Origin of the sequence: Acinetobacter pittii (assembly GCF_034064985.1) — a bacterium.
In the GTDB taxonomy this organism is placed as follows: domain Bacteria; phylum Pseudomonadota; class Gammaproteobacteria; order Pseudomonadales; family Moraxellaceae; genus Acinetobacter; species Acinetobacter pittii_H.
The window spans coordinates 963,593-976,434 of record NZ_CP139249.1; the positions used below are offsets into that span (position 1 = coordinate 963,593).

Genomic DNA, 12,842 nt, shown 5'->3' on the forward strand with positions numbered 1-12,842 from the left:
AATAAATAAAGATAAACAGTGCGGTATAAAGATTGGTATTAAGCAAATTTCAAAGCGAAATGTGTTTTTACCGGGTCGATAGATGAGTGACTACACATCGAATCTTCTGGAATCAAATAATTCAGCAAATCCGGAAATGGCCCAAAACCTGAGGCAACATTAATATGGCCCACTTCACCAAGATTAACGGGATTTAACTTCCATGATTTTGCAAGTTGTAAAGCATCAAAAAAGCCGAGCCATGAATCATTTTCACTAATGAGTAGCGTTGCAGGCACATCAATTTTTAATTGATGAAAATAATCTTTGTAGTCCGTCAAGCTATGGCGAGCAAACCCGGCTTCTCCAAAGCGTGCCGGATTCGCTGGAGCGACTAAAATTAGTTTCTTAACTTGGCTTCTTAATTCTGGATGCTCAGCTAAAGCAGCTACACTCGTTAAGCATCCAAAACTATGTGCAACAATTTGAACAGGAGCTTGAGCTGCTTGAATTGTTTTAACGAATTGCCCAACCCATTCGCTTAATACAGGTCTATCCCAGTTTTTTTGCTCAACACGAGAACTAGACACGAGTTGACGCTGCAACCAAGATTGCCAATGCTGATGTTCACTGCCACCTACACCCGGAACAATTACAGTGTGAATCATGTCTGTTCTCCTTACCTTTAGTGCAAAGAATTACTTCTCTGCACTATTAATTTTCACGATTTGATCGAAAACACCACCATTATCAAAGTGTTGTTTTTGTACTTTTGTCCAACCACCAAATTCTTTATCGATGGTTACGAGTTTCAGCGGTTTAAATACATTGCTGTATTTCTTAAGAACAGCTGCGTTACGCGGACGGTAGAAATTACGTGCTGCAATTTCTTGACCAGCAGGTGAGTACAAATAGTTGAGATAACCTTTAGCAATCGTTAAGTTGCCTTTTTTAGCTGCATTTTTCTCCACAATTGCAACTGGAGGCTCAGCTAAGATCGAAAGAGACGGAGTAATAATTTCAAATTTGCCCGGTTGTTCGCGAAGAGCTAAATGAGCTTCATTTTCCCAAGCCAGTAATACATCACCAATGCCACGCTCAGCGAAAGTAGTCGTTGCACCGCGTGCACCCGAATCTAGAACTTTAGTATGTTTATAAATTTGACGAACGTACTCTTGTGCTTTTGCATCATTGCCACCCGGTTGATGTTTTGCCCAAGCCCAAGCTGCAAGATAATTCCAACGAGCACCACCAGAAGTTTTCGGGTTTGGTGTAATAATTTCTACACCCGGTTTGATTAAATCAGCCCAGTCTTTGATTTGCTTTGGATTGCCTTTACGCACTAAGAACACAATCGTTGATGTATATGGCGTTGAGTTTTGTGGCAGTTTTTTCTGCCAGTCTGTTGGAAGTAGTTTTGCTTTTTCAGCAATTTCATCGATATCTGCGGCAAGTGCTAATGTCACCACATCTGCATTTAAGCCATCGATAACCGCACGAGCCTGTTTACCAGAGCCGCCGTGTGATTGCTTAAACTCAATATCTTGACCAGTACGTTGTTTCCAGTAAGTACCGAACTGTTTGTTGAAATCTGTATATAGCTCACGAGTAGGATCGTAAGAAACGTTTAAAAATTCTTGGGCTGCAAATGACGAAACAGAAAGAAGTGCAGCGATAACCCCGACTTTTAATTGAGAAAAACGCATGAGATAAGTCCTCAAAAAATATGAAATGTTCAAAACATGAACGCAGAATAGCGCTAGTCTTTATTCTAAAAAAATAATAAAAAACGAATTTAATATGAAAAAAATAGAAATAATAAAAAGAGATAAACTATTCTTAAATCTTGATATATAACAAGTTTCAAAAGCAGATACGAAATCGGTATAATTTTTTAAAATCAATCATTTATTATTTAAATGAAAGGTGTTGTATTGTTGCGCGGCTTTTAGCAAAGGATGGAACAAACATGTGGTGTTTTAAAAATGGGCAACCCGTTGAGACTATTCCTTTATTAGATCGAGCCTTTCATTATGGAGATGGGTGCTTTACCACAATTCGTGTTTTTCAAAACCAGGTTGAGCTTAAAGAAAGACACTGGGAACGTCTAAAACTTGCATGTCAAAGACTGTCTTTAACTGCAAATTTTAAACTCATAGAACAAAGCTTACAGCAATTACAAAAGCAGAACCTTGTGCTCAACGGCACTTTAAAAATTGTAATTAGTCGTGGTGAAGGTGACCGTGGTTATAGTTTGCCAAAGCATGAAGCAGATATTTATATCTGGTTTTATCCAAAAGCTTTAGAGCCATTTTTGCCAGACTCTATCCAGTGCGGTGTCTTAAATCATGCTCTAGGTTTAACCATGCCGAGCTTAGTTGGTCTTAAATCTTTAAACCGCCTTGAACAAGTATTGCTAAAAAAAGAAGCAGATCAACGCGGGTGGGCTGAAGCATTAGTTACTGATGTACAAGGTTATATTGTTGAAGGGGTCAGTAGTAATTGTTTTATTCGTTTAAATGATAGATGGATTACTCCTGAACTTCGCTATAATGGCGTCCACGGTGTAATGCGGGCAGAAATTCTGGCGCGTATGCAGCACCATGGTATTGCCTGTGAAGTACGTGTGATTGAATTAGATGAAGTATCTGAAATACAAAGTCTATTCTTTTGTAATGCTTTAAACCCTATGCGAGTAGTTACTCATTTAGGCGAAAAAACGCTAGATACACAGGCATGCATAGATTTATTTCATCTCCTTAACTTAAATCAGATTCATTAATATGCCGAAGCCACCTGTGAATGCGAAAGCAAAAAACGCCAAGAAAAATAACAAAAAACAAGCTCCAAAATTTTCTAAGCGATTGGTTCTAATTGGCCTTTTCATTGTTTTAATCTTTACGTTTGCCATTTTATGGTCAAGCTTGTTTAAGGCTTATCCTGTTGAAGGAAAAAAACAGATGTTATCGATTACATCTGGAGAAACTTATTCTGGTTTTATTGATCGTTTGGCCAAAGAAGGCAAAATTAGCTTTCCTATCGTATTGAAGCTTTATCAAAAGTTTATGATTCATGACAGCATGAAAGCTGGTGTGTATGAAATTGAACAAGGGATGAGTGTAAGACAAGTATTAGAGATGTTATCTGATGCGGATAATGCTCAGATGAACCGTGTTTTGGTGATTGAAGGTACAACTTTTAAGCAGCTTATTACTGCACTCAAAAATGATAAAAATGTAAAAAATACAATATTGGATTTACCTAATGATCAGCTTATGAAAGCGCTTGGGATTCCTTACGATCATCCAGAAGGCTTATTCGCGCCGAATACTTATTTCTTTGCCAAAGGCGAGACTGACAAGAAAATTCTTACCGATTTATATCATCGTCAAATAAAAGCTTTAGATACAGCTTGGGCAAATCGCGCACCGAATTTACCTTATAAAGATAAATATGAAGCATTAATTATGGCTTCTATTGTTGAGAAAGAAACAAGTTTAGACAGTGAACTTACACAAGTTTCTGGAGTTTTTGTCCGCCGTTTAAAACTCGGTATGCGTTTACAAACGGATCCAACTGTTATTTACGGAATGGGTAATAACTATAAAGGCAACATTACCCGAGAAGACCTGCGTACTCCAACACCATATAATACTTATACCATTAATGGTTTACCGCCGACTCCAATTGCTTTGCCAAGCCGAAAAGCAATTGAAGCAGCGTTACATCCAGATGATTCAAATAACATCTATTTCGTAGCGACTGGTAATGGTGGACATAAATTTACGGCAGACTTGCAAGCACATAATCAAGCTGTGCAGGATTATTTATCCGTGTTGAGATCGAAGAAATAAGGAAAAGAGATGTTTATCAGCTTTGAAGGCACGGAAGGGGTAGGTAAAACTACACTCATTCGAAAAATTCATCAGCATTTTGAAGAGCAAGGCAAACAAGTTATTTTAACTCGAGAGCCGGGGGGCACACCGTTAGCTGAGCAAATTCGTTCGATGCTTTTGGCGGTGAATCATGATGAAAATATGAGTCATGATACTGAGCTATTGCTTATTTATGCGGCACGCGCTCAACACTTACAACAGGTTATTTTGCCTGCTTTAGAAGCTAACAAAATTGTACTAAGTGATCGCTTTACCGATGCGAGTTTTGCTTATCAATGTTCTGGTCGTGGTTTAAGCCAAGATAAATTACAACTTTTAAATCAGAACTTCGTTTCACGCATGCCGGAGGTGACTTTCTGGTTAGATGCACCGATTGAACTTGGTATGAACCGTGCACGTGAACGCGGAGCTTTAGACCGTTTTGAACAAGAAAAGTTAAGCTTCTTTACTAAGGTTCGTGAAGGCTATGAAACCTTATGGAAAGCTGAACCAGAACGTATTAAGCGAATAGATGCAACTCAAAGTCCTGATCAGGTGTTCGAGCAGGCTTTGCAATATTTACGGTAAGCAAATTGGATGAACCACTCTCATATTTTTTGAGAGTGGTGAAAAATGACGTTAATTCTGATTTAAATCGTCATAGAAAATATCTGTAATTTTCTTATGCTATCTTACATATGACTTTATAGATTGAAGAATAACAAGGATGAAAAGCTCAAAAGAAGAAATCGTGGCATTTCTTGAAAAGGAATTTCCACCAAGTCTTGAACACTGCACGATTGAGTCAGTCACACCCAAAGCAGCGGTTGTTTATTATCATGTTGATCAAAGACATCAACGTCCTGGTGGCACCATATCTGGTCCAACCATGATGACTTTGGCAGACTTTGCTTTATATATTGCGATATTAGGTGAGATCGGTATTGTTGGTTTAGCCGTAACCACCAACTTTAATATTAATTTTTTAAGAAAACCTGCGGGTGATCAAGACTTACGTAGTGAATGTAAACTCATGAAAGTAGGAAAGAGTTTAGTGGTGGGTGAGGTTTGGATTTATTCAGTTGGTCTGGATGAACCTGTTGCGCATGTGACCGCGACTTATTCAATCCCACCTAGACCATAAATATCAAACCAAATAAAAAGCACAGCCAGAGCTGTGCTTTTTTGTAGAAGAACAGCTTAAATATCAGTATTAACCAATGGCTGTTCTACTGCAAAATTTGGAGGAGTTAAAACGGTTTTACGAATCTCGCTCGAAGTTTCTGGATAATCAAGCGTGTAATGAAGACCACGTGATTCTTTACGTTGCATAGCACAGCGCACAATCATCTCAGATACTAAAACAAGGTTACGCAGCTCAATCAGGTTTTTGCTAACACGGTAGTCTTGATAATATTCGGTGATTTCACGTTTTAACATTTCAATACGGTGTAAAGCACGTTCTAAACGTTTAGTAGTCCTTACAATACCAACGTAGTTCCACATGGTCGAACGTAACTCATCCCAGTTTTGTAAAATCACCACATCTTCATCAGGATTGGTTACTTGTGAGTCATCCCAAGTTGGTACTTCTGGTAATTTGAAGTTTTCATCAAATTTATTTTCGATATCTTTTGCTGCACTCATGCCATAAACGAAGCACTCAAGTAATGAGTTACTTGCCATGCGGTTTGCACCATGTAAGCCTGTATAAGACGTTTCACCAATCGCATAGAGACCTTCAATATCCGTCTGGCTATTTGAGTCAACCACAACACCACCACATGTATAGTGAGCTGCTGGTACCACTGGAATCATGTCTTTCGTAATGTCGATACCTAACTCAAGCAATCTTGCATAAAGTGTAGGGAAGTGCTCTTTAATAAACTCAGGTGATTTGTGGGTAATGTCTAACCACACGTGACGAATACCGAGACGCTTGATTTCATGGTCAATGGTACGTGCCACAATATCGCGAGGAGCTAATTCTGCACGATCATCAAAACGTAGCATAAAACGTTCGCCATCCGGCAAACGTAAGTAAGCGCCTTCACCACGCATAGCTTCAGTAATTAAGAAAGAGCGGGCTTGCGGATGGTACAGGCAAGTTGGATGGAACTGATTAAATTCCATATTCGCTACACGGCAACCTGCACGATAAGCCATTGCAATACCGTCACCTGTGGCAATATCTGGATTAGATGTATACAGATAAGCCTTCATCGCACCGCCGCAAGCCAGCGCGGTGAATGGGGCAAGGAAGGTATGAACCTTTTCAGTATTTTCATCTAATGCATATAAACCAATAGCACGATTCGCTTGGTCGGTATGGCCTAATTTATGCGAGGTGATTAAATCAATCGCAATATAATTTTCAAAAATAGTAATATTTTTACGTTCTTTGGCACGCTCAACCAAAGTGGTTGAAATGGCTTTACCTGTTGCATCAGCAGAATGGATAATGCGACGCTGCGAATGGCCACCCTCACGAGTCAAATGAAGCTGTTCATCTTCATCGAGAGTAAATTGCACGCCTTGCTTTAAAAGAAAATCAACAGAAGGGCGGCCGCCTTCTACGGTATGTTGTACCGCGCCCATTTCACATAAATGAGCGCCTGCAATCATAGTGTCATTAATATGCTGTTGAATAGAGTCAGTCTCATCAAGAACAGCAGCAACACCACCTTGAGCATAAAAGGTACTTGCTTCGGTTAGAGCAGCTTTGGCTAAAACTGCAATATTAAAATGATTTGGTAACGATAAAGCCAGACTTAAACCAGCGCCGCCGCTGCCCACAATAATCACGTCAAAGTGGTGAATTGTCTGTAAATTAGGCATGTCCATTCGCATCAATTTAAAACGTCCGCTAATGACACCCCTTTTTACCTAAAAAGGCAAGAGCTTAAGCGCTCTAACTCAGAGAAAAATTGCAATTGGCTTAAAAAGTTGCAATGCGTAAAATAATCCTTGTGATGACGTATTACAAATAAACATATTGTTACGCACAACCTCAAAGCGTTGTGATACAACAGTTTTATTCTTATTCTCGTAGACCAATTGTGGGTGAGCACCGAATGAAATCTCGCTATTTACAACAAGGAATGTATGCAGCGGTATTTACAGTTGCTGCTGTTCAAGCAAATGCTGCTGTTGATTTTTCAAATCTTGTTGAACAAGTTAGTCCAGCAGTCGTGAGTGTAAATGTCGTAAAAAAAATGACTCAGGATGAACTGTTGCAACAGCAAGTTCCTGAAATTTTAAAACGTTTCTTTGGCAATCAGGTCATCATTCCACAGCAACAAGGTCCACAAGAAAAGACAGCTTACGGAAGTGCATTCTTCATTAGTAAAGATGGTTACTTACTCACAAACCACCATGTGATTGAAAATGCCTCTCGTATCAGTATTACTTTAAATGACCGACGTGAAATTGATGCAACCGTGGTGGGTAGTGATGAGCGTACAGACGTCGCATTGTTAAAAGTAAACGGAACAAATTATCCAGCTTTACGAGTAGGAAATGTTGACCGTTTACGTGTCGGAGAACCTGTTTTAGCTATTGGTTCGCCGTTTGGTTTTGACTACTCCGCTTCGGCCGGTATTGTCAGTGCAAAATCACGAAACATGAGCGGTGAAACTTCGGTACCATTTATTCAAACAGATGTGGCTTTAAACCCAGGTAACTCTGGTGGTCCATTATTTAATCAAAATGGTGAAGTGGTCGGGGTAAACTCTCGAATATTTAGTGGTACTGGCGGTTATATGGGCTTGTCTTTCTCTATTCCGATTGACGTAGCTATGGATGTTGCAGACCAGATTAAAACAAAAGGTAAAGTAACACGCTCTTACCTTGGTGTGATGATGCAAGATATTGACCGAAACCTTGCTGATGCCTACAAATTACCAAAACCTGAAGGCGCTTTAATTACCCAAATTTCTCCGAACTCACCTGCACAAAAAGCAGGGCTAAGAGCTGGTGATGTAATTTTAAAACTAAATGGTGCACCTGTACTTCGTACGAGTGATTTACTGTACGCATTAAACAAAGTACAGCCAAATCAAACCGTTCAGTTTGAAGTATTACGTGATGATAAAACACGCAATATTTCAGCGACCTTAACAACTGCACCAGATGAAACGCCTGCCACTGGTACAAAAGGTGCTGCATCTAAAGGGCCAGTTTTAGGCATGAGTATTCGTGATTTAGCTGAACTGGAAAAAAATGCGTTGAGCGTGAAAGGCGGTATTTATGTACAAGATGTTCGCCGTGGTGGTTTAGCGTCACTGTCAAATATCATTCCGGGTGATGTGATTACTCAAGTCAATAATAACCAGATTTTAAATAGTCAGGATTTTGCAAAAGTTGTTTCTAACTTGCCGAAAAATACAGTAGCACGTGTTGCTATTATTCGTCAGGGACAGCGTGCGATGCTTGGTTTGCGTATTCAATAATCTTCAACCAGATTACTAAGCCACCCTAAAATGGGTGGTTTTTGTTATTTAACTTGAGCGTTTAGCGATATCTACCTACACTTAATTTCAGTTTTAAGGTTAATAAATAAGAGTGTTCATTTGTGAGTAGTATTTTTGATTTACATATTGAGGTGCAGCCACATCACATTGATGCGTTAGGACACGTAAATAACGTAATGTATGTTCAATGGATGCAAGATGTAGCTGCTGCTCACGTTGAAACTTTGGGAGTAGGGGTAACTAAATATCTTGAGTTAAAACATGCCATGGTCGCGGTTGAGCATCATATGCAATATCGTAAAGCTGCATTTGAAGGCGAACAAATTGTATTACGCACATGGTTAGATGACATTAATGCACTTTATTCATTCCGTCAGTATGTGTTTTTTCGCCCATCAGATCAGGCCGTATTATTTGTTGGAAAAACCAAATGGGCATGTATTGAAATTGCTTCAGGTCGTCCTAAACGAATGTCGCCAACTTTTACTCATGCATATACGCCGCTTGATTCAAGCATAAATCCTTATGATTTTAGTGTTTCATATGCTCAATAGTTGGACGTAATACGCTTACTTTGACTGTCCTTTTTTAAAACATAAGTACAAAGCTCATGATTATTTTGGATACTTTAAAATATGCATCTGTTATAATCTCACGCAATTTATTTAACCGCTTTGGCTGTGTATTAAAACAAGCTACATAGCACTCTATATTTTCTCAAGGTAACCCATGGCGCAAGCTAAAAAATCCGTCGATATCAAAAATATACGAAATTTCTCGATTATTGCCCACATTGACCATGGTAAGTCTACATTGGCTGACCGTTTTATTCAGATGTGTGGTGGTCTACAAGATCGTGAAATGCAAGCTCAGGTCTTAGACTCAATGGAGCTTGAGCGTGAACGTGGGATTACCATTAAAGCCGCTTCCGTCACGCTATATTACACTCATCCAAATGGTCAGGAATATCAACTAAACTTTATTGATACGCCTGGGCACGTTGACTTTTCTTATGAAGTTTCTCGTTCATTAGCTGCATGTGAAGGTGCGCTATTGGTTGTAGATGCTGCACAAGGCGTTGAAGCCCAATCAGTTGCAAACTGTTATACAGCAATTGAACAAGGTCTCGAAGTTCTTCCTATTCTAAATAAAATTGATTTACCACAGGCTGAACCTGAGCGCGTAATTCATGAAATTGAAGAAATTATCGGGATTGAAGCGACAGATGCACCAACTTGTTCAGCAAAAACTGGTTTAGGTGTTGAAGGTGTACTCGAGCGTTTGGTTGATGTTATTCCAGCACCAGAAGGTGATCGTGAAGCGCCATTACAAGCATTAATTATCGACTCATGGTTTGATAACTACTTAGGCGTAGTTTCTCTTGTTCGTATTAAACAAGGTCGTATCCGCAAGGGCGACAAAATGTTGGTTAAATCGACAGGGCAAACTCATCCGGTAACTTCTGTGGGTGTATTTAATCCTAAGCATACCGAAACAGATATTCTCGAAGCTGGTGAAGTAGGTTTTGTTATCGCGGGTATTAAAGATATTTTTGGTGCGCCAGTAGGTGACACTATTACACTTGCGTCTACACCGGAAGTCACAACTTTACCTGGTTTCAAAAAGGTTAAACCGCAGGTATATGCTGGTCTTTTCCCGATTGATGCGAGTGACTTCGAACCATTCCGTGAAGCACTACAAAAATTACAGATCAATGACTCGGCTTTATTCTTTGAACCAGAAAGTTCAGATGCTTTAGGCTTTGGTTTCCGTTGTGGCTTCTTAGGTATGCTACATATGGAAATTGTACAAGAGCGTTTAGAACGTGAGTATGATCTTGATCTCATCAGTTCTGCACCTACTGTAATTTATGAAGCATTAACCAAGAAAGGCGAAACGATTTACATCGATAGTCCATCAAAAATGCCAGATGGATCGACTGTAGAAGATTTACGTGAACCAATTGCTGAATGTCATATCCTTGTTCCTCAAGAATACTTAGGGAACGTAATGACGCTCTGTATCGAACGCCGTGGTGTACAAAAAGATATGAAATTCTTGGGCAACCAAGTTTCTATTACTTTTGAAATCCCGATGGCTGAAGTCGTTATGGATTTCTTTGACAGATTAAAGTCATGCTCTCGTGGCTTTGCATCGCTAGACTATAACTTTGTACGTTTTGAAAGTTCAGCTTTAGTTAAGGTTGATGTGTTAATTAATAGCGAAAAGGTTGATGCCTTGGCTATGATTTGTCACCGTAATGATGCACGCCATCGTGGTATTGCATTGGTTGAGAAAATGAAAGACTTAATTCCTCGCCAAATGTTCGATGTTGCTATTCAGGCAGCAATCGGTGCGCAAATTATTGCCCGTTCTACCGTAAAAGCGATGCGTAAAAACGTATTGGCAAAATGTTATGGTGGTGACGTTTCGCGTAAGAAAAAACTACTTTCTAAACAAAAAGAAGGTAAGAAACGTATGAAACAAGTGGGAAGCGTTGAAATTCCACAAGAAGCGTTCTTGGCTGTATTGAAAGTAGAAAGATAAGAAATGAGGGTGGGGAAAATGAATAATTTCCTTTCCCCACTGTAATACAAGCAGCGAGGCTGCGAGTGAGGTCATGTGGATTTTGATTTTAATTTAATTCTTGTTCCAGTTACGCTGATTCTATTTGCAGTGTGGTTGTTAGATAAACTTGTATTAAAACAGCGTGCAAATAAAGGACGCGGGAACGAAAATTTTGTCATTACATGGGCCTATGACTTTTGGCCAGTTTTAGCTGTAGTACTTGTACTTCGTTCATTTCTTTATGAACCGTTTAATATTCCGTCGGATTCTATGGTGCCAACTCTAGAAACTGGTGATTTTATTCTGGTGAATAAATTTGATTATGGTGTGCGTTTACCTATTGTTAATAAAAAAATTATTGATGTAGGTGAACCGAAGCGTGGTGATGTAATTGTATTCCGTTATCCACCTCAACCGACTATTAGCTATATTAAACGTGTAATCGGTTTACCTGGTGATCATATTGTTTATGACCATGGGCAATTGATTATTAATGGGCAGAAAGTACCGAAAGTATTAACACAATTCAGTCGTGAAAAAGATGTGATGGATACACCAACGTCTATTTATCATAAAGAGACGATTGGTGAGCATACCTTTACGATGCGTGAGCTTGAAGGCGTAAATGTGGCGCGTCAAGCACCGTTTATCAACTATGTTGAAAATGGTAAATATGCGAACCAAGACGGTTTATATTGGGAAGTGACTGTTCCAAAAGGACATTACTTTGCAATGGGGGATAACCGCGATCAAAGTGCAGACAGTCGTTTCTGGGGGTTCGTTCCTGAAGAAAACTTAACAGGACGAGCATTCTACGTGTGGATGCATAAAGAACCGGGTTTACACCTTCCTAACTTTAGCCGAAATGGAAAAATAGATTAAAAACAACCATTAGGAAAAAAAGAAATGCGTAAGGCACAACAGGGTACTTCGTATTTAGCAATTTTATTTGGGGTGGTTATATTTGCGATTGCAGTAAAAGCTGTACTTGCAGTTTGGCCAGCATATTGGGATGATCGGCTGATTAATAATCAGATAGAGGAGCTTTTACAAGAAAGCTCTTCTGAGATCACACCACAAAAGTTTGTAACACAAATGGATCAGCGACTCGAAATGAACAATATTCGTGATCTCCAATTTAAAGAGATCGCTCAAGTGTTTAATCAGTCAGGTCTAACGGTCAAAAAGAAATATGAAGTAAGAAAACCTTTCTTATTCAATATTGATTTAGTTTTAACATTTGAGAAGAGTTTTGATAAAACATCAGTTCAAACTAAGTGATCCTCGCTTACTGAGTCGAATCGGATATCAATTTAAGCAGCTTGAATTGTTACAGTTAGCATTGACTCATCGTTCGGTGAGTCACAAATACAATTACGAGCGCTTAGAGTTTCTCGGCGATTCATTATTAGGCATGATAATCGCTAATTATCTATATCATGCCTATCCAAATGAAAATGAAGGTCGTCTCACGCGTATGCGAGCGACTTTAGTTCGTCAGGAAGCTTTAGGTAAGATTGCAACAGATTTGCAACTTAGTCGGTGTTTAATATTAAGTACAGGCGAGTTGAAGTCTGGCGGTCATCATCGCGAGTCAATATTAGCAGATACGGTAGAAGCGATTATTGGTGCAATCTATCTTGATAGTGGTGATCTCAACTTACTTAAAGATATTGTGCTAAAATGGTACATACCCTATTTAGACCATATAGAACCTACGGATCAACTCAAAGATCCGAAATCACGTTTACAAGAGTATCTACAAGCACGTAAAAAACCTCTCCCTGTTTACGAGGTTGTAGATATTCAGGGTGATGCACCTCATCAGCACTTTAAAGTGGAATGCGTGGTAGATGGTTTACCGAAGATTTATGGTGAGGGTTCAAGTCGTCGTTTTGCCGAGCAGGCAGCAGCGGCGGAAATTTTAAAGTTATTGGAGCAATAACCT

At 39.3% G+C, this 12,842-nt stretch carries 13 protein-coding genes; 10 read left to right on the plus strand and 3 right to left on the minus strand.

Annotated features, from left to right (window positions below; all coding sequences use genetic code 11):
- Positions 1-38: 38 nt before the first annotated feature.
- Positions 39-647: an RBBP9/YdeN family alpha/beta hydrolase gene (locus SOI76_RS04550; RefSeq protein WP_104079155.1), complete on the minus strand. Its 609-nt coding sequence runs from the start codon at positions 645-647 to the stop codon at positions 39-41.
- 30 nt (positions 648-677) lie between these two features.
- Positions 678-1,685: a sulfate ABC transporter substrate-binding protein gene (cysP, locus tag SOI76_RS04555; protein ID WP_104079154.1), complete on the minus strand. Its 1,008-nt coding sequence runs from the start codon at positions 1,683-1,685 to the stop codon at positions 678-680.
- Between the two features lie 263 nt (positions 1,686-1,948).
- Between cysP and pabC the strand changes: the two genes are divergently transcribed.
- The 4 genes from pabC to SOI76_RS04575 all read left to right on the plus strand — a co-directional run bounded on the left by pabC (position 1,949) and on the right by SOI76_RS04575 (position 4,998).
- Positions 1,949-2,761, plus strand: coding sequence for an aminodeoxychorismate lyase (gene pabC, locus SOI76_RS04560; RefSeq protein ID WP_104079153.1), 813 nt, complete (start codon positions 1,949-1,951; stop codon positions 2,759-2,761).
- A gap of 1 nt (position 2,762) precedes the next feature.
- The gene (gene mltG, locus SOI76_RS04565) at positions 2,763-3,833 is read left to right on the plus strand and encodes an endolytic transglycosylase MltG (RefSeq protein WP_104079152.1); all 1,071 of its coding nucleotides are present in this window, start codon (positions 2,763-2,765) and stop codon (positions 3,831-3,833) included.
- Between the two features lie 9 nt (positions 3,834-3,842).
- Positions 3,843-4,442 carry a dTMP kinase gene (gene tmk / locus SOI76_RS04570; protein WP_086399787.1) on the plus strand — a complete coding sequence of 200 codons (600 nt, stop codon included), beginning with the start codon at positions 3,843-3,845 and terminating at the stop codon, positions 4,440-4,442.
- Between the two features lie 139 nt (positions 4,443-4,581).
- Complete coding sequence (locus SOI76_RS04575) at positions 4,582-4,998, plus strand: PaaI family thioesterase (RefSeq protein ID WP_009393656.1); 417 nt, start codon at positions 4,582-4,584, stop codon at positions 4,996-4,998.
- Between the two features lie 56 nt (positions 4,999-5,054).
- On the opposite strand, the gene nadB is transcribed toward SOI76_RS04575, so the two are convergent.
- Positions 5,055-6,698, minus strand: coding sequence for an L-aspartate oxidase (gene nadB, locus SOI76_RS04580; RefSeq protein WP_104079151.1), 1,644 nt, complete (start codon positions 6,696-6,698; stop codon positions 5,055-5,057).
- A 230-nt stretch (positions 6,699-6,928) separates the two neighbouring features.
- Between nadB and degP the strand changes: the two genes are divergently transcribed.
- The 6 genes from degP to rnc all read left to right on the plus strand — a co-directional run bounded on the left by degP (position 6,929) and on the right by rnc (position 12,839).
- Positions 6,929-8,305, plus strand: coding sequence for a Do family serine endopeptidase (gene degP / locus SOI76_RS04585; protein WP_205668378.1), 1,377 nt, complete (start codon positions 6,929-6,931; stop codon positions 8,303-8,305).
- Positions 8,306-8,427: 122 nt separating this feature from the next.
- Complete coding sequence (locus tag SOI76_RS04590) at positions 8,428-8,880, plus strand: acyl-CoA thioesterase (RefSeq protein ID WP_104079150.1); 453 nt, start codon at positions 8,428-8,430, stop codon at positions 8,878-8,880.
- 175 nt (positions 8,881-9,055) lie between these two features.
- On the plus strand, positions 9,056-10,873 hold the full coding sequence (gene lepA / locus SOI76_RS04595; RefSeq protein WP_016140290.1) for a translation elongation factor 4: 1,818 nt from the start codon (positions 9,056-9,058) through the stop codon (positions 10,871-10,873).
- Positions 10,874-10,948: 75 nt separating this feature from the next.
- Positions 10,949-11,776, plus strand: coding sequence for a signal peptidase I (lepB, locus tag SOI76_RS04600; protein WP_005067825.1), 828 nt, complete (start codon positions 10,949-10,951; stop codon positions 11,774-11,776).
- Positions 11,777-11,800: 24 nt separating this feature from the next.
- A complete protein-coding gene (locus tag SOI76_RS04605; RefSeq protein ID WP_032053055.1) occupies positions 11,801-12,175 on the plus strand; it encodes a DUF4845 domain-containing protein in 375 nt (124 codons plus the stop codon).
- On the plus strand, positions 12,147-12,839 hold the full coding sequence (gene rnc / locus SOI76_RS04610) for a ribonuclease III (protein ID WP_005067830.1): 693 nt from the start codon (positions 12,147-12,149) through the stop codon (positions 12,837-12,839). Before SOI76_RS04605 ends, rnc begins: the two co-directional genes overlap by 29 nt.
- The last annotated feature ends 3 nt before the right edge of the window (positions 12,840-12,842 follow it).

Coding starts and splice junctions, on each gene's coding strand:
- lepA (WP_016140290.1), top strand. CDS start 9,056: ATGGCGCAAGCTAAAAAATCCGTCGATATCAAAAATATACGAAATTTC.
- cysP (WP_104079154.1), bottom strand. CDS start 1,685: ATGCGTTTTTCTCAATTAAAAGTCGGGGTTATCGCTGCACTTCTTTCT.
- tmk (WP_086399787.1), top strand. CDS start 3,843: ATGTTTATCAGCTTTGAAGGCACGGAAGGGGTAGGTAAAACTACACTC.
- nadB (WP_104079151.1), bottom strand. CDS start 6,698: ATGGACATGCCTAATTTACAGACAATTCACCACTTTGACGTGATTATT.
- degP (WP_205668378.1), top strand. CDS start 6,929: ATGAAATCTCGCTATTTACAACAAGGAATGTATGCAGCGGTATTTACA.
- pabC (WP_104079153.1), top strand. CDS start 1,949: ATGTGGTGTTTTAAAAATGGGCAACCCGTTGAGACTATTCCTTTATTA.
- mltG (WP_104079152.1), top strand. CDS start 2,763: ATGCCGAAGCCACCTGTGAATGCGAAAGCAAAAAACGCCAAGAAAAAT.
- SOI76_RS04575 (WP_009393656.1), top strand. CDS start 4,582: ATGAAAAGCTCAAAAGAAGAAATCGTGGCATTTCTTGAAAAGGAATTT.
- SOI76_RS04605 (WP_032053055.1), top strand. CDS start 11,801: ATGCGTAAGGCACAACAGGGTACTTCGTATTTAGCAATTTTATTTGGG.
- SOI76_RS04550 (WP_104079155.1), bottom strand. CDS start 647: ATGATTCACACTGTAATTGTTCCGGGTGTAGGTGGCAGTGAACATCAG.